Genomic DNA, 18,582 nt, shown 5'->3' on the forward strand with positions numbered 1-18,582 from the left:
TTTCCTCTACTCTCCGCGACGGATATGGAGGAATCGTCCACCATGACCGACCCCGCCGCCGGACCCGCCACCCCACCGGCGGTCCCCCCGACCCCGCCCGTCCCGCTCGCCGCGCTGCTCGCCCGCGACGACCTGGGCCTGCGCCAGATCGCCGGACCCGACGCGCGGGCCGCCGGTACGGCCGTGCAGTGGGTGCACACCTCGGAGATGCGGGACCCGTACCCGTATCTGCTCGGCGGCGAGCTGCTGCTCACCGCGGGCGTGCACATCACGGACCCGGCGGCCCCGGACGGCCACCTGGACGACTACGTGGCCCGCATCGTCGCGGCGGGCGGCGCGGCCCTCGGCTTCGGTGTGGCACCCGTGCACGACACGGTGCCGCGCGCCCTGGCCGAGGCCTGCGACCGGTACGGCCTGCCGCTCGTCGAGGTCCCGCCCCGCACCACCTTCAGCGGCGTCGCCCGCGCCGTGTGGCGGCTGATGGCCGAGGCCAGGCACGCGGAGCTGCGCCGGGTCACACAGGCGCAGCAGGGCCTCGCCACGGCGGCGGCGCGCCCCGACCCCGTCCCCGCCGTCCTGCGCCAGCTTGCGGCCCGGCTGGGCGGCGCCGCGGTGCTGTACGGGCCGGACGGGGCGGAGTCGCAGGCAGCGGGGCAGCCCCTGGCCGACGGCGTACGGGACGCGCTGCGGGAGCTGACCGGGATCGTCCGCCGCACCGCCCCCGCCTCCCCCGCGTCCGCCGCCGACACCGCGGGGGCCACGCACCTCGCCGCCTACGCCCTGGGCGGCGGCCGCGGCTTCGCGCTCGGGCTCGCCACGGACCGCCGCGAACCGGGCGACCACACCATCGCCGGAGCCGCGGTCGTCCTGCTCTCGCTCCTCACCGGCGAACACCAGGGCGCCTCCGAGGCGGCCCGCTCGGCGGCCCTCGTACGGCTGCTCCTAGGGACGCCGGTCGACGAAATCGGCCCTCTCCTGGGGAGCGGTCCCTGGACCGTGGTGCACGCGCGCGGGGAGCACGGTCCGCTGGCCGCGTCGGCGCTCGCCACGGCGCTGGGCAGCGCCCTGGTGGACCCGCGCGAGCCCGGGGACGCGGTACGCCTCCTCGTCCCCGCCGACCGCGAGATCACGCCCGCCGACGGCTGGACCCTGGGCGTCTCCGCCGCCGCACCGCCCGGGGAGCTGCCCGCCGCCGACGCGCAGGCGGCCCGCGCCCTGCGCCGCGCGGAGGCCACCCGCGTCCCCCTCGTACGCCACCACGAGACCGGCATCGCCGCCCTGGTCGCCCCCGAGGAGGCCGACGCCCACGCGCGCGTGCTGCTCGCCCCGCTCACTGGCAACGAGGCCCTGACGACGACCCTGCGCACCTGGCTCTCCCTGCACGGCAGTTGGGACCGCACGGCCCTGGCCCTCTCCGTCCACCGCAACACGGTCCGCCAGCGCATCGCCCGCTGCGCGTCCCTCCTGACCACGGACCTGAACGACCCGGACGTCCGCATGGAACTGTGGTTCGCGTTGAGCAGGCCCGGTTAGAGCCTGTGTCATATCCCCGGTCGGATCAGTGGGCGTCGTCTGGTGCGTGCGATCGCAAGGCGCCGGGAAGTCCTCGGTGGGGGTCCCCCCGGGCCGTTCAGGCCTGGGGGAGGAGCTACTAGGGCTTTTCGGCAACGCGGCGAGCGTGCGTGCCAGGCGGCGACCACCCGGCCGGGGATATGACACAGGCTCTCAGAGCGCCCCGGTGGACATCGGGTCCCCGGTGCCGGGGCATTCAGGCGCCGGGGGGAGCTTTCAGGCGCCGGGGGGAGCTTTCAGGGGCGCGGGGAACCGCGCGACAAGCCCCCACGGTCCCGCACCCGAAAAAACAAACCGCCCCACCCCGTCGCCGCTCGACACAACAGCCAACGCCGACCAGGAAATCCCCGAGGCCCCGCGGCCCGAGCACCGGCACAATGGGGGCCATGCCCATACCCACCCGTGCCGACCTGGTCGCCCATCTCATCCGCACCCGCATCGCGGGCGACGTCGCCACCCCCCGCGAGAACAACCTCAGCCACTACAGGAAGCTCGCGAACGGAGACCGCCACTACTGGCTCGGTCTGGAGCTCGGCGACCGCTGGACCGACGAGCAGGACGTCCTCGCGGTGATGGCCGAGCGCTGCGGCGTCATCGACGACCCGCAGTTCCGGCACGGCCAGGACACCATCGACCCGGAGCTGACGGTCGACGCCCTGGAGCGGATGGCGGCCCGCCTGCGCAAGGCGGCCGCCGCCAAGGAGAGCGTGCTGTTCGCGACCGGCCACCCCGGCGGCCTGCTCGACGTGCACCGCGCGACCGCCGCGGCCCTGCGCGCGGCCGGCTGCGAGATCGTGGTGATCCCCGAGGGCCTGACGGCCGACGAGGGAATGGTCTTCCAGTTCGCCGACGTCGCGGTGCTCGAGCGCGGCGCGACGCTGTGGCACACGCACTCGCCCGAGCCGATGAACGCGATCCTGGACGGCCTGGAGCGCGAGGGCCGCCCGCTGCCCGGCCTCGTCGTCGCCGACCACGGCTGGGCGGGGCGCGCGGGCCAGCGCGGCCTGGACTCCGTGGGGTACGCGGACTGCAACGACCCGGCGCTGTTCATCGGCGAGGCCGAGGGCACCGTGCAGGTGACCGTGCCGCTCGACGACCACGTCACGAGCCCGCGCCACTACGACCCGCTGACGGCCTACCTGCTCGACGCCGCGGGCCTTGTGCCCGGCTCCTGAGCCGGTCCCGGCGTGGGGTCCAGGTAGACCCGCCTGATCGCGGGGAAGCGCTCCTGGATGCGGCGGGCCATCCGGTCGCAGGCCCGCTCGATGTCCCCGGCCGACGACACGTCCCGGAAGTCGACCTTCGCGGCGACCAGCGCCTCCTTGGGACCCTGGAGGAGCGTGGTCAGCTCCAGTACGTCCACGACGTGCGGGTCGGCGAGGAGCTCGGCGCGGATCGCGGCGCGCATCTCCGGCGGCAGCGGACGCCCGATGAGCAACTCGGAGTTGGCATGGCCGAGGACCCAGGCCACGTACACGAGGAGCACGCCGATGCAGAGCGAGGCGATGCCGTCCCACGCGCCGGATCCGGTGAGCTGCCCGCCGAGCAGCCCGGCCGCGGCGAGCACGAGGCCCACGAGGGCTGCCGAGTCCTCCATCACGACGGCCTTGACCGCGGTGTCGGGGGTCTGGCGGAGGTAGCGCTTGATGTGCACGCCGAAGCGGTCGGCCTCGCCGCGCGCCTGCTTGAGGCCGGTGCGCAGCGAGTAGCCCTCCAGGAGGAAGGCGACGGCGAGGACGATGTACGAGACGAGCGGGTCGCCGGGGTCCTCGCCGTGGGTGAGGGTGTGGATGCCGTCGTAGACGGCGAAGACGCCGCCGCCGACGAAGGTGGCGACGGAGGCGAGCAGCGCCCAGATGTAGCGGGCGCCGCCGTAGCCGAGCGGGTGCTCCTCGTCGGCCGGCTTGTCGCTCGCCTTCAAGGAGACGAGCAGCATCAGCTCGGTGACGGTGTCGGCCACGGAGTGCGCCGCTTCGGAGAGCATGGCGCTGGATCCGCTGATGACGCCCGCGACGGCCTTGGCCAGTGCGATCCCGAGGTTGGCGACGGCGGCGACGACGACGGTGAAGGTGCTCTCGCCGTTCTCCTGGTGTCCCGTGTTCTCCGACATGTATCGGACGGTATGTCTGATCAGCGGGGAACGCGAACGACGCCCTCCTGGATGACGGTGACCGCGAGCCGCCCGTCCTGCGTCCAGATCCGCGCCTGGCCGAGACCGCGCCCGCCGGACGACGTGGGCGACTCCTGGTCGTACAGCAGCCATTCGTCCGCGCGGAAGGGCCGGTGGAACCACATGGCGTGGTCGAGCGAGGCGCCGACGACGTCACCGACCGCCCAGCCGCCGCGGCCGTGCGCGAGCAGCACGGAGTCGAGCAGCGTCATGTCGGAGACGTAGGTGGCGAGGCAGACGTGCAGCAGGGGGTCGGCCTCGTAGTCGGCGAGTTTGCCGTTGGCGCGGAACCAGACCTGGGAGCGCGGTTCGCGGGGCTGCCCTACGGTGCCCCAGGGCGGCGCGTCGGCGTAGCGCAGGTCGACCGCGGCGCGGGTCTCCAGGAGCCGGTCGGCGACCTCGCGCGGCAGGTGCCTGGGCAGCATCTCGGCGGCGGTGGGCAGCGTCTCCGGGTCGAGCGCGGGCGGCATCACGGCCTGGTGCTCCAGCCCCTCCTCGTACGTCTGGAAGGACGCGGAGAGGTGGAAGATCGGCTGCCCGTGCTGGACGGCGACGACCCGGCGCGTGGTGAAGGAACGGCCGTCGCGGATGCGGTCGACCGTATACACGATGGGCGCGCCGGGGTCCCCGGGCCTCAGGAAGTAGGCGTGCAGGGAGTGGGCAGGCCTGTCGTCGGGGACGGTGCGGCCCGCGGCGACGAGGGCCTGCGCGGCGACCTGGCCGCCGAAGACGCGGGGCACGAGCGCCGAGCGGCTCACGCCCCGGAAGATGTCCTCCTCGATCTGCTCCAGGTCGAGCAGATCGAGGAGGGCTTCAAGTGCCTGGTTCATGAAGGTATTTCTACAGGCGTTCTACAGGCCCATGTTCTTGGCGATGATCATCTTCATGACCTCGCTGGTGCCGCCGTAGATGCGGTTGACGCGGTTGTCCGCGTACAGGCGGGCGATGGGGTACTCGTTCATGAAGCCGTAGCCGCCGTGCAGCTGGAGGCACTTGTCGATGACGCGGTGCGCGACCTCGGTGGTGAACAGCTTCGCGGACGCGGCCTCGGCGGCGGTCAGCTCGCCGGCGTCCAGCGCCTCAAGTGCGCGGTCGGCGACGGCCTCTGCGGCGTCCACCTCGGCCTGGCAGGCGGCCAGCTCGAACTTGGTGTTCTGGAAGGAGGCGACCGTCTTGCCGAAGACCGTGCGGTCCTTGACGTACTCCTTGGCGAACCGGACGGCGGCCTTGGCCTGCGCGTACGCGCCGTAGGCGATGCCCCAGCGCTCGGAGGGGAGGTTGCTGCCGAGGTAGTAGAAGCCCTTGTTCTCCTCGCCGAGGAGGTCCTCGACGGGGACCTTGACGTCGACGAAGGCGAGCTCGGCGGTGTCGGAGGTCCTCAGGCCCAGCTTGTCCAGCTTGCGGCCGATGGAGTAGCCCTCGGACTTGGTGTCGACGGCGAAGAGCGAGATGCCGAAGCGACGGTCCTCCGCGGTGGGCGCGGAGGTGCGGGCGCAGACGATCACGCGGTCGGCGTGCACACCGCCGGTGATGAAGGTCTTGGAGCCGTTGAGGACGTAGTGGGTGCCGTCCTCGGAGAGCTTGGCGGTGGTCTTCATGCCCGCGAGGTCGGAGCCGGTGCCCGGCTCGGTCATCGCGAGGGCCCACATCTCCTCGGCGGAGACGAACTTCTCCAGGTAGCGCTTCTTCTGCTCGTCGGTGGCGAGCGCCTTGATGTACGGCAGGGCGAGCAGCACGTGCACGCCGGAGCCGCCGAAGCTGACGCCCGCGCGGGCCGTCTCCTCGTACTGGATGGCCTCGAACTTGTGCGTGTCCATGCCCGCGCCGCCGAACTCCTCGGGGACGTTGATGCCGAAGAGGCCGAGCTCGGCGAGCTTGTAGTAGAACTCGCGCGGCACCTGACCGGCGGCGAACCACTCGTCGTGGACCGGGACGACCTCGGCCTCGATGAAGGCGCGCAGGGTCTCCCGGAACGCCTCGTGGTCCTCATTGAAAACGGTACGGCGCACGGAGAACTCCTTCTGCCTGCATCTCGCCTGCATCGACTAAGCGCTTGCTCAGAGGCAGGTTACCCGGCGGTCACCAGAGCGTCCAGAGACGCGTGTCACTCGGCGGCGGCCGCGAAGGCCCCCCGTGCCAGGCGGTGCAGGAGGTCCGCCATGGCCGACCGGCTCGGCAGCGCGTCGCGGCGGCTCAGGTGCGGCGTGGAGTTCAGCAGCCCGAAGACCGCGTGCACGGCCACGCGCGCCGCGTTCTCGGCGAGGTCCGGATAGACCTTGCGCACGACGTCGACCCAGATCTCCACGTACTGCCGCTGGAGCTGGCGGACCAGCTTGCGGTCGCTGTCCCGCAGGCGGTCGAGCTCACGGTCGTGCAGGGTGATCAGGGAGCGGTCGTCGAGCGCGAAGTCGATGTGCCCCTGGATCAGCGCGTCGAGGACCCGCTCGGGCGCGCCCCCCACCTCGGCCGCGCAGCGCTTGCCGCCCGTCAGGAGCTGGCCGCTGATGCCGACGAGCAGCTCGGCGAGCATCGCGTCCTTGCCCGCGAAGTGCCGGTAGAGACCAGGTCCGCTGATGCCGACGGCGGCCCCTATCTCGTCGACTCCCACGCCGTGGAAGCCCCGCTCGGCGAAGAGCCGGGCGGCCTCCTTGAGGATCTGCTCGCGCCGGGTGGGCGCGTCGGTTCTGGTGGCCATGGAATTGATTCTAGACAGGCCGGTTAGCGGTCGTTAACCTGAAGGAAACGCGTTAACGGTCATTAACCGCTCCGGGCGACGATCCGCCGGGCCCGGGGAGACCGAACGGACCGAGCAAGGGGGCTCGACTGATGCGGCAGGCACCAGTGCTGGCGAGCGCGGCTGACCCCGCGTCCGAGGCATGGCGGGCGAACGAGGCGGCGCACACCGCCCTCGTCGAGGAGTTGCGGGCCAAGCTCGCGGCGGCCGCCCTCGGCGGCGGCGAGCGGGCGCGGGCCCGCCATGTGGCGCGCGGCAAGCTGCTGCCGCGCGAGCGCGTGGACACACTCCTCGACCCCGGCTCCCCCTTCCTCGAGCTGGCCCCGCTCGCGGCGGACGGGCTGTACGGCGGGGGCGCCCCGGCGGCCGGTGTCATCGCGGGGATCGGCCGCGTCTCCGGGCGCGAGTGCGTGATCGTCGCCAATGACGCGACCGTCAAGGGCGGCACGTACTACCCCATGACGGTGAAGAAGCACCTGCGCGCGCAGGAGGTGGCCCTGGAGAACCGGCTGCCGTGTCTCTACCTGGTCGACTCGGGCGGCGCCTTCCTGCCGATGCAGGACGACGTCTTCCCCGACCGCGAGCACTTCGGGCGGATCTTCTACAACCAGGCCCGGATGTCCGGCGCCGGCATCCCGCAGATCGCCGCCGTCCTCGGCTCCTGCACGGCCGGCGGGGCGTATGTGCCCGCGATGAGCGACGAGGCGGTGATCGTCCGCAATCAGGGGACGATCTTCCTGGGCGGCCCGCCGCTGGTGAAGGCCGCGACCGGCGAGGTCGTCACCGCCGAGGAACTGGGCGGTGGCGAGGTCCACTCGCGGACCTCCGGAGTCACCGACCACCTCGCCGAGGACGACGCGCACGCACTGCGCATCGTGCGCACCATCGTCTCCACCCTGCCCCCGCGCGCGGAGCTGCCGTGGCCGGTGCGGCCGGTGGAGGAGCCCAAGGTGGACCCCCTGGGGCTGTACGGCGCGGTGCCGACGGACTCCCGCACCCCCTACGACGTCCGCGAGGTCATCGCGCGCGTGGTGGACGGCTCCCGCTTCGCCGAGTTCAAGGCGGAGTACGGCCAGACCCTGGTGACCGGCTTCGCCCACATCCACGGCCACCCGGTCGGCATCGTCGCGAACAACGGCATCCTCTTCTCCGAATCCGCCCAGAAGGGCGCCCACTTCATCGAGCTGTGCGACCAGCGCGGCATCCCCCTCGTCTTCCTGCAGAACATCTCCGGCTTCATGGTCGGCCGGGACTACGAGGCGGGTGGCATCGCCAAGCACGGCGCCAAGATGGTGACGGCCGTGGCCTGCACCCGCGTGCCGAAGCTGACGGTCGTCGTCGGCGGTTCGTACGGCGCGGGCAACTACTCGATGTGCGGCCGGGCCTACAGCCCCCGCTTCCTGTGGATGTGGCCGAACGCCAAGATCTCCGTGATGGGCGGCGAACAGGCCGCCTCCGTCCTCGCCACGGTCAAGCGCGACCAGATCGAGGCCCGCGGCGAGGAGTGGTCCGCCGAGGACGAGGACGCCTTCAAGGACCCGATCCGCGCGCAGTACGACGAGCAGGGCAACGCCTACTACGCGACGGCCCGCCTCTGGGACGACGGCGTCATCGACCCCATGGAGACCCGGCAGGTGCTGGGTCTGGCCCTGACCGCGTGCGCGGGCGCTCCCCTGGGCGAGCCCGGCTTCGGCGTCTTCCGGATGTGAGGAACGAATGACGATGTTTGACACAGTTCTGGTCGCCAACCGCGGCGAGATCGCGGTCCGCGTCATCCGTACGCTGCGGCAGCTCGGCGTCCGCTCGGTCGCCGTGTTCAGCGACGCGGACGCCGACGCCCGCCATGTGCGCGAGGCCGACACGGCGGTGCGGATCGGCCCGCCGCCGGCCACCGAGAGCTATCTGTCCGTGGAGCGCCTCCTGGAGGCGGCCGCGAAGTCCGGCGCCCAGGCCGTCCACCCGGGCTACGGCTTCCTCGCGGAGAACGCCGGCTTCGCCCAGGCGTGCGCGGACGCCGGTCTCGTCTTCATCGGGCCGCCCGCGAGCGCCATCTCCCTCATGGGCGACAAGATCCGCGCCAAGGAGACCGTGAAGGCGGCCGGTGTGCCGGTCGTCCCCGGCTCCTCGGGCAGCGGCCTGACCGATGCCCAACTGGCCGACGCGGCCCGGCAGATCGGCACCCCGGTGCTGCTCAAGCCGAGCGCGGGCGGCGGCGGCAAGGGCATGCGCCTGGTCAGGGACGAGGCGCTCATCACCGAGGAGATCGCGGCCGCCCGCCGCGAGGCCCGCGCCTCCTTCGGCGACGACACGCTGCTCGTGGAGCGGTGGGTCGACCGCCCCCGCCACATCGAGATCCAGGTCCTGGCCGACGGCCACGGGAACGTGATCCACCTCGGCGAGCGCGAATGCTCCCTCCAGCGCCGCCACCAGAAGATCATCGAAGAGGCGCCCTCCGTCCTCCTCGACGAGGCCACCCGCGCGGCGATGGGCGAGGCGGCCGTCCAGGCGGCCCGCTCCTGCGGGTACGCGGGCGCGGGCACGGTGGAGTTCATCGTCCCCGGCTCCGACCCCTCCTCGTACTACTTCATGGAGATGAACACCCGTCTCCAGGTGGAGCACCCGGTCACCGAGCTCATCACCGGGCTCGACCTGGTGGAGTGGCAGCTGCGGGTGGCGGCGGGCGAGCGCCTGCCCTTCTCCCAGGACGACATCACGCTCACCGGGCACGCGGTAGAGGCCCGCGTCTGCGCGGAAGACCCCGCGCGCGGCTTCCTGCCCTCCGGCGGCACCATCCTGTCCCTGCACGAGCCGCAGGGCGCGGGCGTGCGCACCGACTCCGGCCTCAGCGAGGGCACCGAGGTCGGCAGCCTCTACGACCCGATGCTGTCCAAGGTCATCGCGTACGGCCCCGACCGCGCCACGGCCCTGCGCAAGCTGCGCGCCGCCCTCGCCGACACGGTCACCCTGGGCGTGCCGACCAACGCGGGCTTCCTGCGCAGGCTCCTCGCCCACCCGGCCGTGGTCGCGGGCGATCTGGACACCGGCCTCGTGGAGCGCGAAGCCGACGGCCTCGTCCCCGACGGCGTACCCGACGAGGTGTACGAGGCGGCGGCCGCCGTCCGCGAGGCCGCCCTCGCCCCGGCCGGCGAGGGGTGGACCGACCCCTTCTCCGTCCCCAGCGGCTGGCGGCTCGGCGGCACTCCGGCACCCGTGACTCACTGGCTGCGCGCACCGGGACTCGAACCCGTCGCGCACCGGCTCCGCGACCCCGGCCACACCGTCACGCCCGACCGCGTCTCGGTCACCCTGGACGGCACCCTGCACACCTTCCGCCGCGCCGGCGACTGGCTCGGCCGGGACGGTGACGCCTGGCACATCCAGGACCACGACCCGGTGGCCGCCTCCCTCACCGGCGCCGCACACGCGGGTGCCGACGCCCTCACCGCCCCCATGCCCGGCACCGTCACCGTCGTCAAGGTCTCCCCCGGTGACCAGGTCGCCGCGGGCCAGAGCCTCCTGGTCGTCGAGGCGATGAAGATGGAGCACGTCATCTCCGCCCCGCACGCGGGCACCGTCACCGAACTCGACGTCACCCCGGGCACGACCGTCGCCATGGACCAGATCCTCGCCGTCGTCACCCCCGAGGAGGAGCAGGAATGACCACCGATCCGACGGCCGCGCAGGACCCCGGGGACACCCCCCTGGAGCTGGCCGAGGCCCCGCTCCCCATGGTCGTGCCGACCCGGGGCCTGCCGTCCCGCGTCCGCATCCACGAGGTGGGCGCCCGCGACGGCCTGCAGAACGAGAAGACGGTCGTTCCGACCGGGATCAAGGCGGAGTTCATCCACCGCCTCGCCGACGCGGGCCTGACGACCGTCGAGGCGACCAGCTTCGTGCACCCCAAGTGGGTGCCCCAACTGGCCGACGCCGAGCAGCTGTTCCCGCTCCTCGACGACCTCCCGGAGGTGCGCCTGCCGGTCCTGGTGCCGAACGAACGCGGCCTGGACCGCGCCCTCGCGCTCGGCGCCGGGCGCGTCGCCGTCTTCGCCAGCGCCACCGACTCGTTCGCCAGGGCCAACCTCAACCGCACGGTGGACGAGGCGCTCGCCATGTTCGCGCCGGTGGTCGCTCGCGCGCGCGAGCAGGGGGCCCATGTCCGCGGCTATCTCTCGATGTGCTTCGGCGACCCCTGGGAGGGCGCCGTGCCCATCTCCAAGGTCGTCCGCGTCTGCCGCGCCCTGATCGACATGGGCTGCGACGAGCTGAGCCTCGGCGACACGATCGGCGTGGCCACGCCGGGCCACGTCTCCGCGATGCTCGCCGCGCTCAACGCGGTACAGGTGCCGACCGAGCGCATCGGCGTCCACTTCCACGACACGTACGGCCAGGCGCTCACCAACACCCTCGCCGCGCTCCAGCACGGCGTGAGCACGGTGGACGCGTCGGCGGGCGGCCTCGGCGGCTGCCCGTACGCGAAGAGCGCCACCGGCAATCTCGCCACCGAGGACCTCGTCTGGATGCTGCACGGCCTCGGCATCGAGACCGGGGTCGATCTCGTCCGCCTCAGCGCCACGAGCGCCTGGATGGCCGAGCAGTTGGGCCGACCCAGCCCGTCCCGCACCGTCCGTGCCCTCACGGCCCGCTCCCACGAAGAGCAGACCGCGCCGGGCGACGCCTGAACCCAGGAGCAGTGAACAACGATGGACCACCGTCTGAGCCCCGAGCACGAGGAACTGCGCCGTACGGTCGAGGCGTTCGCCCACGACGTCGTCGCCCCGAAGATCGGCGACTTCTACGAGCGCCACGAGTTCCCGTACGAGATCGTGCGCGAGATGGGCCGCATGGGCCTGTTCGGCCTGCCCTTCCCCGAGGAGTACGGCGGGATGGGCGGTGACTACTTCGCGCTCGGCATCGCCCTCGAAGAGCTCGCCCGCGTCGACTCCTCCGTGGCGATCACCCTGGAGGCGGGCGTCTCCCTCGGCGCCATGCCGATCCATCTGTTCGGTACGGAGGAGCAGAAGCGCGAGTGGCTGCCGAGGCTGTGCGCGGGCGAGATCCTCGGCGCGTTCGGTCTGACCGAGCCGGAGTGCGGCTCGGACGCGGGCGGCACACGCACGACGGCGGTGCGCGACGGCGACGACTGGGTGATCAACGGCTCCAAGTGCTTCATCACCAACTCCGGCACGGACATCACGGGCCTGGTCACGGTCACCGCCGTCACCGGCCGCAAGGAGGACGGCCGCCCGCTGATCTCCTCGATCATCGTGCCGTCCGGGACGCCCGGCTTCACGGTGGCGGCGCCGTACTCGAAGGTGGGGTGGAACGCCTCGGACACCCGCGAGCTGTCCTTCTCCGACGTCCGGGTCCCCGCCGCGAACCTGCTGGGCCAGGAGGGCCGCGGGTACGCCCAGTTCCTGCACATCCTCGACGAGGGCCGCGTCGCGATCTCCGCGCTCGCCACCGGGCTCGCCCAGGGCTGCGTGGACGAGTCCGTGAAGTACGCCAAGGAGCGGCACGCCTTCGGCAGGCCGATCGGCGCCAACCAGGCCATCCAGTTCAAGATCGCCGACATGGAGACCCGGGCGCACATGGCCCGCGTCGGCTGGCACGACGCGGCCTCGCGCCTGGTCGCGGGCGAGCCGTTCAAGAAGGAGGCGGCCATCGCCAAGCTCTACTCGTCGACGGTCGCGGTGGACAACGCCCGCGAGGCCACCCAGATCCACGGCGGGTACGGCTTCATGAACGAGTATCCGGTGGCGCGCATGTGGCGGGATTCCAAGATCCTGGAGATCGGCGAGGGCACCAGTGAGGTGCAGCGCATGCTGATCGCCCGGGAGCTGGGGTTCGCGGGCTGAGGCCTCAGGACGGGGCCGGAGCCCTCAGGACGGGGCCGGAGTCCTCGGCCGGGCGTGACACGAGGGGTCGCCGAGCCGGAAGTTAGCTTAGGTTAGCCTAAGCTCTAGTTCCGGCCAGCGGCCCCGCTGCCGTACGTCACGAAAGCAGAGACCCTCATGCCCCAGGCCCGCTTCCCCCAGCTCTCCCGTCGCGGCGTCCTCGCCGCCGGTGGCGCCCTCGGCCTCACCGCCGCCCTGGCGGCCTGCGGCACCGAGAAGAAGGACGGGTCCGGCAAGACCGGGGGCGGCGGCAAGACCGGGCCCTGGAGCTTCAAGGACGACCGTGGCACGACCGTGAAGCGCGACGCGACGCCGAAGAACATCGTGGCGTTCACCGGCGTCGCCGCCGCCCTGTTCGACTACGGCATCGAGGTCAAGGGCGTCTTCGGCCCGACGAAGACCAAGGACGGCAAGGCCGACGTCCAGGCTGGTGACATGGACGTCAGCAAGCTGACGGTCATCGGCAACCAGTGGGGCCAGTTCAACATCGAGAAGTACGCGGGCCTCGCCCCGGACCTGCTGATCTCCACGATGTTCGACGACCAGGGCACCCTCTGGTACGTGCCCGAGGAGAGCAAGGACAAGATCCTTAAGCTTGCTCCGAGCGTCGGCATCAGCGTCTACGACCGCCAGCTCACGCACCCGTTGCAGCGCATCCAGGCGCTCGCCGAGTCGCTCGGCGCGGACGTGAAGTCCGACAAGGTCGTCAAGGCGAAGAAGCGCTTCGAGGACGCCTCGGAGCGGCTGCGCAAGGTCGCCAAGGCGCACAAGGACATCAAGGTCCTCGTCGGCTCCGCGAGCCAGGACCTGTTCTACGTCTCCGGCTCGAACCTCTCCGTCGACCTGGAGTACTTCAAGGCGCTCGGCGTGAACCTCGTCGAGCCGCCGGAAAAGGCCAAGAACGAGTCCGGCGGCTGGTTCGAGAACCTCAGCTGGGAGAACGTCGACAAGTACGACGCGGACGTCATCATGATGGACAACCGCACCTCCGCGCTGCAGCCCGCCGACCTGGACAAGTCCAAGCCGACCTGGCGGAAGCTGCCCGCGGTCAAGGCCGGGCAGGTCATCCCGCGCGTCGCCGAGCCCATCTTCTCGTACGACAAGTGCGCGCCGATCCTGGAGGACCTGGCCACCGCGATCGAGCGGGCGAAGAAGCTCAAGTAGGACCGGCTAGCCGGCGGGCCAGGGCACCTGCGGCGACCTGTAGTAGCCGATGCCCAGCGCGTCCCAGCGCGGGGCCTGCGCGGCGAGCCGCACCTTGTACGTGTCCCAGTCGTGCGTGGCCGCGGGCGACCAGCCCAGCTCGGCGATGCCGGGCAGCCGCGGGAACGCCATGTAGTCGAGGTGCGCGGTGGTGGAGAGGGTCTCCGACCAGAGCGGCGCCTCGACGCCGATGACGGAGTCCGCCGGGGCGCCCGCCAGATACGTGCCCGGGTCCCAGTCGTAGGACCGCCGCACCTCGACGTAGCCCGCCCAGGAGAGTCCGAGCGGGGTGTCCTTGGTGTACTTGTGGTCGAGGTAGGAGCGGTCGGCCGGCGAGAGGACCAGCTTGGTGCCGTTCCTCGCGGCGTTCGCGACCTGCTCGCGCTCGGCGGCGCCCGTCCTGTCGTAGCCCCAGTACTGCGCGACGGCGCCCTCTACGGGCTTCGCGCCGGTCAGCTGGTGCCAGCCCACCACCGTCTTGCCGTACTTGGCGACCACCGGCTGCACCTTGTCCATGAAGGCGACGAAGTCCTCGTGGCTGGTGGAGTGCGCCTCGTCGCCGCCGATGTGGAGGTACTCGCCGGGCGTCATCGCGGCGAGCTCGCGGATGACGTCGTCCACGAAGTCGTAGGTGACGTCCTTCTTCACGCATAGCGAGCTGAAGCCGACCTCGGTGCCGGTGTAGAGCGGCGGCGCGACGCCGTCGCAGTTCAGCTCGGCGTACGAGGCGAGTGCGGCGTTGGTGTGCCCCGGCATGTCTATCTCGGGGACGACCTCCAGGTACCGGGACGCGGCGTAGTCGACGATCTCCTTGTACTGCGCCTTCGTGTAGTAGCCGCCCTTGCCGCCGCCGACCTGCGTCGAACCGCCGTACGTCGCGAGGCGCGGCCAGGAGTCGACGGCGATGCGCCAGCCCTGGTCGTCACTGAGGTGCAGGTGCAGCTTGTTCATCTTGTAGAGCGCCGCCTGATCGATGTAGCGCTTGACCTGGTCGACGGTGAAGAAGTGCCGGGAGACGTCGAGCATGGTGGAGCGGTAGCCGTAGCGCGGCGCGTCCTTGATGGTGCCGCCCGCGATCCGCCACGGTCCGCGCTGCCGCGTCGTCCTGTCGACGGCCGCGGGCAGTTGCTGGCGCACCGTCTGCACGCCGTGGAAGAGCCCCGCGCCGGTCCGGGAGGTGACGGTGAGGGAGCCGCGCGCGGAGACGAGGCGGTACCCCTCGTCGCCGAGTGCCCTGGTCGCCGGGTCGGCGCTGATGCGCAGCCGGATGCCGTCGCCGCCCTTGCCGGTGGTGACCGGGAGCCGGTAGCCGGTGGAGGGCCGCAGCACATCGGCCAGGTACTCGCCCACACGCCGTTCCTCGGAGTCGCCCTTGCCCACGATGATCCGGGTCCTGGCGGTGATCTCGTACCCGGCCCCGCCCGCCTCGGCCTTCAGGGGCGCGGGCACCACCTGGCCGAGCGGTGTGACGGGCGGCTCCGCCGGGTGCGGGGCGGGCGCGGCGGCGAACGAGGAGATTCCGGCGGCCGCCACGAGCAGCAGCGCACCGAGTAGTCGTGTCGATCTTGTCTGCGATCTCACAAGCGGGTCCCTCCGACGGGCCGGCGCCGCGGTGGGGCACGGGTGCGGCGCGTCTGTGGTGGCGCGTGGCGCAACTGTGGTGCATCGCAATCGAATCGAACGGTCCCCATTGGTAACCCGGGCCCCGCGAGGGGTCAAGGGTCAGGAGGCATGCGGCCGGGGAGGCATGAGGGCAGGGAGGCGCGGGGCAGAGGGACATGGGGGCAAAGGGGGGTGGACCGTACGTCCACGTGGTCGGTGCGACAATCCCCGCATGGCGGAAATCATCCAGCGTGACGGGACCTGGACCTTCGACGGAGAGACGCTGCGCCTGGTGCCGGGCCACGACAAGAACGTCTCACTGCTGCGCAGGACGCTGGGCGAAGTGACCGTGCCCCTGGCGGCGTTGACGGGCATAGCCTTCGAACAGGGCAAGAAGTCGGGACGGTTGCGGCTGCGCCTGCGCGACGGCGCCGATCCGCTGCTCCAGGCGACGGGCGGGAACCTGCCGGACTCGGCGGACCCGTACCAGCTGCACGTCGAGCCCGACCGGTACGGGGTCGCGGAGTATCTGGTCGACGAGGTCCGGGGCGCCCACCTGCTCGAACAGGTGCCGAGCACCCCCTGCGACAGCTACCTCCTCACCGGCCCTTCCGTGCCGCTGTCCGTCTCCGCCGGGGACGGCACGGCGAGCTTCGACGGGGAGAGCGTCCGGCTTGAGTGGAACTGGAAGACGGAGGAGGCGAAGTCGGCGGCGGGCCCGCGGTCGCTGGCGCTCACCGACATCGCGGCCGTGGAGTGGCTGCCCGCGGCCGGTCTGGAAAACGGCCACCTCCGGTTCACCGTGCGGAACGCCCCGACCAAGGCCCCGGCGAAGTACGACCCGAACGCGGTCGAGCTGTGGGGCTTCAAGAAGGACGCCCTGATGGCGCTGGTGGCCGCCGCCGTGCAGGTGCGCCTGCCGCACCCCGCGGCCCCCGCCGCGGCGAAGTCGCTCACGGCCGCCCCCGCCGACGCGACGGCCGCCCCGACCCCGCCCCCGCAGGCCCCGGCCGACGACCACGACGCCCTGCTGCGCCGCCTGCGGGAGCTCGGCGAGCTCCGCCAGGCCGGAATCCTCACGGACGACGAGTTCGCGACGGCCAAGCAGGCGGTTCTACGACGCATGTGAGCGCCCATTCCGACACGACCCTGCCCGATTTCGGGCAGGATTCTTGCGAATGGGCATGCGATACCCCAGGATCAACGAATGCACGACGACCTGGTGGATCACCTCACCCGCAGCACCCCGCTCCAGCGGGGCGAAGCGCTGCGGGTCGTCCAGGACGTGCTCGCCTACTTCGACGAGACGACCGAAGCGTTCGTCCGTCGCCGCCACCGCGAGCTGCAGGGTCAGGGCCTGCTGAACGCGGCGATCTTCCAGCAGATCTCGGCGGATCTCGAATACCGCGCGGTCGCGCCGCCCGAGCTCACGCTCAGGCAGCTGCGCCGCATCGTCTACGGCTAGGAATCCCTCCATGTGCGGAATCGTCGGATATATCGGCAAGCGTGACGTCGCCCCGCTCCTCCTCGAAGGCCTGCAGCGCCTGGAGTACCGCGGCTACGACTCCGCGGGCATCGCCGTCACCAGCCCCAAGGCCGCGGGTCTGAAGATGGTCAAGGCCAAGGGCCGCGTCCGTGACCTGGAGGCCAAGGTGCCCGCCCGCTTCAAGGGCACGACCGGCATCGCGCACACCCGCTGGGCCACCCACGGCGCCCCCTCCGACGAGAACGCCCACCCGCACCTGTCCCAGGACGAGAAGGTCGCCGTCGTCCACAACGGCATCATCGACAACGCCTCCGACCTGCGCGCCAAGCTCACCGCCGACGGCGTCGAGTTCCTCTCCGAGACGGACACCGAGGTCCTCACCCACCTCGTCGCCCGCTCCCAGGCCGACACCCTGGAGGAGAAGGTCCGCGAGGCCCTGCGCCACATCGAGGGCACGTACGGCATCGCGGTCCTGCACGCCGACTTCAACGACCGCATCGTCGTCGCCCGCAACGGCTCCCCCGTCGTCCTCGGCATCGGCGAGAAGGAGATGTTCGTCGCCTCGGACGTCGCCGCGCTCGTCTCCCACACCCGCCAGGTCGTCACCCTCGACGACGGCGAGATGGCCACCATCAAGGCCGACGACTACCGCACCTACACGACCGAGGGTTCGCGCACGACCGCCTCGCCGACCACCGTGGAGTGGGAGGCCGAGTCGTACGACATGGGCGGCCACGACACGTACATGCACAAGGAGATCTTCGAGCAGGCCGAGGCCGTGGACCGCGTGCTGCGCGGCCGCATCGACGACCGCTTCTCCACCGTGCACCTCGGCGGCCTCAACCTCGACGCGCACGACGCCCGCAAGGTGCGCCGCGTCAAGATCCTCGGCTGCGGCACCTCGTACCACGCGGGCATGATCGGCGCCCAGATGATCGAGGAGCTGGCCCGCATCCCCGCCGACGCGGAGCCGGCCTCCGAGTTCCGCTACCGCAACCCGGTCGTGGACCCCGACACCCTCTACATCGCGGTCTCCCAGTCCGGCGAGACGTACGACGTGCTCGCCGCCGTCCAGGAGCTGAAGCGCAAGGGCGCCCGCGTCCTCGGCGTCGTGAACGTCGTCGGCTCGGCGATCGCCCGCGAGGCCGACGCGGGCGTGTACGTCCACGCGGGCCCGGAGGTCTGCGTCGTCTCCACCAAGTGCTTCACCAACACCACGGTCGCCTTCGGCCTGCTCGCCCTGCACCTGGGCCGCATCCGCGACCTGTCGGTCTCCGACGGCAAGCGGATCATCGAGGGCCTGCGCAAGCTGCCCGGCCAGATCTCGGAGATCCTCAAGCAGGAGGACGAGATCAAGAAGATCGCCAAGAGCTACGCGGACGCCCGCTCGATGCTCTTCATCGGTCGTGTACGCGGCTACCCCGTCGCCCGCGAGGCCTCCCTCAAGCTCAAGGAGGTCTCGTACATCCACGCCGAGGCCTACCCCGCCTCCGAGCTGAAGCACGGCCCGCTCGCCCTCATCGAGCCCGCCCTCCCCACGGTCGCGATCGTCCCGGACGACGACCTCCTGGAGAAGAACCGCGCCGCCCTCGAGGAGATCAAGGCCCGCAGCGGCAAGATCCTCGCGGTCGCGCACCAGGAGCAGGAGAAGGCCGACCAGACGATCATCGTCCCGAAGAACGAGGACGAGCTGGACCCGATCCTGATGGGCATCCCGCTGCAACTCCTCGCCTACCACACGGCGTTGGCGCTCGGCCGGGACATCGACAAGCCGCGCAACCTCGCGAAGTCCGTGACCGTCGAGTAGTGACAGCCGAGTAGTGGCAGTCCAATAGCGCCCGTCGACCGGCGGAAAGCTCCACACGAACGGCCCCCTGTGCGTGCCACCAGCACACAGGGGGCCGTTCCTCGAGGGGCCGGG

General features: G+C 71.5%; 15 protein-coding genes. 10 read left to right on the forward strand and 5 right to left on the reverse strand.

The window, feature by feature from the left end; all coding sequences use genetic code 11:
* The first annotated feature begins 42 nt into the window (after positions 1–42).
* A complete protein-coding gene (locus ACFVYR_RS21210) occupies positions 43–1,533 on the forward strand; it encodes a PucR family transcriptional regulator ligand-binding domain-containing protein (RefSeq protein WP_384254036.1) in 1,491 nt (496 codons plus the stop codon).
* Between the two features lie 425 nt (positions 1,534–1,958).
* Entirely contained in the window at positions 1,959–2,747 is a 789-nt protein-coding gene (locus ACFVYR_RS21215) for a phosphatase (protein WP_384254034.1), read from the forward strand.
* Here ACFVYR_RS21215 and ACFVYR_RS21220 read toward each other — a convergent pair.
* The 4 genes from ACFVYR_RS21220 to ACFVYR_RS21235 form a co-directional block, all read right to left on the reverse strand.
* On the reverse strand, positions 2,708–3,682 hold the full coding sequence (locus ACFVYR_RS21220; protein WP_384254031.1) for a cation diffusion facilitator family transporter: 975 nt from the start codon (positions 3,680–3,682) through the stop codon (positions 2,708–2,710). The two genes, ACFVYR_RS21215 and ACFVYR_RS21220, sit on opposite strands and share 40 nt — an antisense overlap.
* 20 nt (positions 3,683–3,702) lie before the next feature.
* Positions 3,703–4,572: an acyl-CoA thioesterase gene (locus tag ACFVYR_RS21225; RefSeq protein ID WP_384254029.1), complete on the reverse strand. Its 870-nt coding sequence runs from the start codon at positions 4,570–4,572 to the stop codon at positions 3,703–3,705.
* Positions 4,573–4,593: 21 nt separating this feature from the next.
* Positions 4,594–5,751: an acyl-CoA dehydrogenase family protein gene (locus tag ACFVYR_RS21230; RefSeq protein ID WP_384254027.1), complete on the reverse strand. Its 1,158-nt coding sequence runs from the start codon at positions 5,749–5,751 to the stop codon at positions 4,594–4,596.
* A gap of 95 nt (positions 5,752–5,846) precedes the next feature.
* On the reverse strand, positions 5,847–6,437 hold the full coding sequence (locus ACFVYR_RS21235; protein ID WP_384254024.1) for a TetR/AcrR family transcriptional regulator: 591 nt from the start codon (positions 6,435–6,437) through the stop codon (positions 5,847–5,849).
* A 131-nt stretch (positions 6,438–6,568) separates the two neighbouring features.
* On the opposite strand from ACFVYR_RS21235, the gene ACFVYR_RS21240 reads away from it, so the two are divergent.
* The 5 genes from ACFVYR_RS21240 to ACFVYR_RS21260 all read left to right on the forward strand — a co-directional run bounded on the left by ACFVYR_RS21240 (position 6,569) and on the right by ACFVYR_RS21260 (position 13,534).
* A complete protein-coding gene (locus tag ACFVYR_RS21240) occupies positions 6,569–8,185 on the forward strand; it encodes a carboxyl transferase domain-containing protein (protein WP_384254021.1) in 1,617 nt (538 codons plus the stop codon).
* A gap of 13 nt (positions 8,186–8,198) precedes the next feature.
* Positions 8,199–10,136: an acetyl/propionyl/methylcrotonyl-CoA carboxylase subunit alpha gene (locus ACFVYR_RS21245; protein WP_384254019.1), complete on the forward strand. Its 1,938-nt coding sequence runs from the start codon at positions 8,199–8,201 to the stop codon at positions 10,134–10,136.
* A complete protein-coding gene (locus ACFVYR_RS21250) occupies positions 10,133–11,155 on the forward strand; it encodes a hydroxymethylglutaryl-CoA lyase (RefSeq protein ID WP_384254016.1) in 1,023 nt (340 codons plus the stop codon). The genes ACFVYR_RS21245 and ACFVYR_RS21250 overlap by 4 nt, the downstream gene beginning before the upstream one ends.
* A 21-nt stretch (positions 11,156–11,176) precedes the next feature.
* A complete protein-coding gene (locus ACFVYR_RS21255; RefSeq protein WP_384254014.1) occupies positions 11,177–12,331 on the forward strand; it encodes an acyl-CoA dehydrogenase family protein in 1,155 nt (384 codons plus the stop codon).
* A 156-nt stretch (positions 12,332–12,487) separates the two neighbouring features.
* A complete protein-coding gene (locus tag ACFVYR_RS21260; protein ID WP_384254012.1) occupies positions 12,488–13,534 on the forward strand; it encodes an ABC transporter substrate-binding protein in 1,047 nt (348 codons plus the stop codon).
* Positions 13,535–13,540: 6 nt separating this feature from the next.
* On the opposite strand, the gene ACFVYR_RS21265 is transcribed toward ACFVYR_RS21260, so the two are convergent.
* A complete protein-coding gene (locus ACFVYR_RS21265) occupies positions 13,541–15,154 on the reverse strand; it encodes a beta-N-acetylhexosaminidase (protein ID WP_384254010.1) in 1,614 nt (537 codons plus the stop codon).
* Between the two features lie 253 nt (positions 15,155–15,407).
* On the opposite strand from ACFVYR_RS21265, the gene ACFVYR_RS21270 reads away from it, so the two are divergent.
* From ACFVYR_RS21270 to glmS, 3 genes are all read left to right on the forward strand, one after another.
* On the forward strand, positions 15,408–16,304 hold the full coding sequence (locus ACFVYR_RS21270; protein WP_384254006.1) for a DUF4429 domain-containing protein: 897 nt from the start codon (positions 15,408–15,410) through the stop codon (positions 16,302–16,304).
* Between the two features lie 78 nt (positions 16,305–16,382).
* Positions 16,383–16,640, forward strand: coding sequence for a hypothetical protein (locus ACFVYR_RS21275; RefSeq protein WP_384254004.1), 258 nt, complete (start codon positions 16,383–16,385; stop codon positions 16,638–16,640).
* Positions 16,641–16,650: 10 nt separating this feature from the next.
* A complete protein-coding gene (glmS, locus tag ACFVYR_RS21280; protein ID WP_384254002.1) occupies positions 16,651–18,468 on the forward strand; it encodes a glutamine--fructose-6-phosphate transaminase (isomerizing) in 1,818 nt (605 codons plus the stop codon).
* Positions 18,469–18,582: the final 114 nt, after the last annotated feature.

Origin of the sequence: Streptomyces sp. NPDC058284, from assembly GCF_042881135.1 — a bacterium.
GTDB lineage: Bacteria > Actinomycetota > Actinomycetes > Streptomycetales > Streptomycetaceae > Streptomyces.

Bases quoted from the DNA above. Each gene is read 5' to 3' on its own strand.
- ACFVYR_RS21210 (WP_384254036.1), top strand. From the start codon at position 43: ATGACCGACCCCGCCGCCGGACCCGCCACCCCACCGGCGGTCCCCCCG.
- ACFVYR_RS21215 (WP_384254034.1), top strand. From the start codon at position 1,959: ATGCCCATACCCACCCGTGCCGACCTGGTCGCCCATCTCATCCGCACC.
- ACFVYR_RS21220 (WP_384254031.1), bottom strand. From the start codon at position 3,682: ATGTCGGAGAACACGGGACACCAGGAGAACGGCGAGAGCACCTTCACC.
- ACFVYR_RS21225 (WP_384254029.1), bottom strand. From the start codon at position 4,572: ATGAACCAGGCACTTGAAGCCCTCCTCGATCTGCTCGACCTGGAGCAG.
- ACFVYR_RS21235 (WP_384254024.1), bottom strand. From the start codon at position 6,437: ATGGCCACCAGAACCGACGCGCCCACCCGGCGCGAGCAGATCCTCAAG.
- ACFVYR_RS21240 (WP_384254021.1), top strand. From the start codon at position 6,569: ATGCGGCAGGCACCAGTGCTGGCGAGCGCGGCTGACCCCGCGTCCGAG.
- ACFVYR_RS21245 (WP_384254019.1), top strand. From the start codon at position 8,199: ATGTTTGACACAGTTCTGGTCGCCAACCGCGGCGAGATCGCGGTCCGC.
- ACFVYR_RS21250 (WP_384254016.1), top strand. From the start codon at position 10,133: ATGACCACCGATCCGACGGCCGCGCAGGACCCCGGGGACACCCCCCTG.
- ACFVYR_RS21255 (WP_384254014.1), top strand. From the start codon at position 11,177: ATGGACCACCGTCTGAGCCCCGAGCACGAGGAACTGCGCCGTACGGTC.
- ACFVYR_RS21260 (WP_384254012.1), top strand. From the start codon at position 12,488: ATGCCCCAGGCCCGCTTCCCCCAGCTCTCCCGTCGCGGCGTCCTCGCC.
- ACFVYR_RS21270 (WP_384254006.1), top strand. From the start codon at position 15,408: ATGGCGGAAATCATCCAGCGTGACGGGACCTGGACCTTCGACGGAGAG.
- ACFVYR_RS21275 (WP_384254004.1), top strand. From the start codon at position 16,383: ATGCACGACGACCTGGTGGATCACCTCACCCGCAGCACCCCGCTCCAG.
- glmS (WP_384254002.1), top strand. From the start codon at position 16,651: ATGTGCGGAATCGTCGGATATATCGGCAAGCGTGACGTCGCCCCGCTC.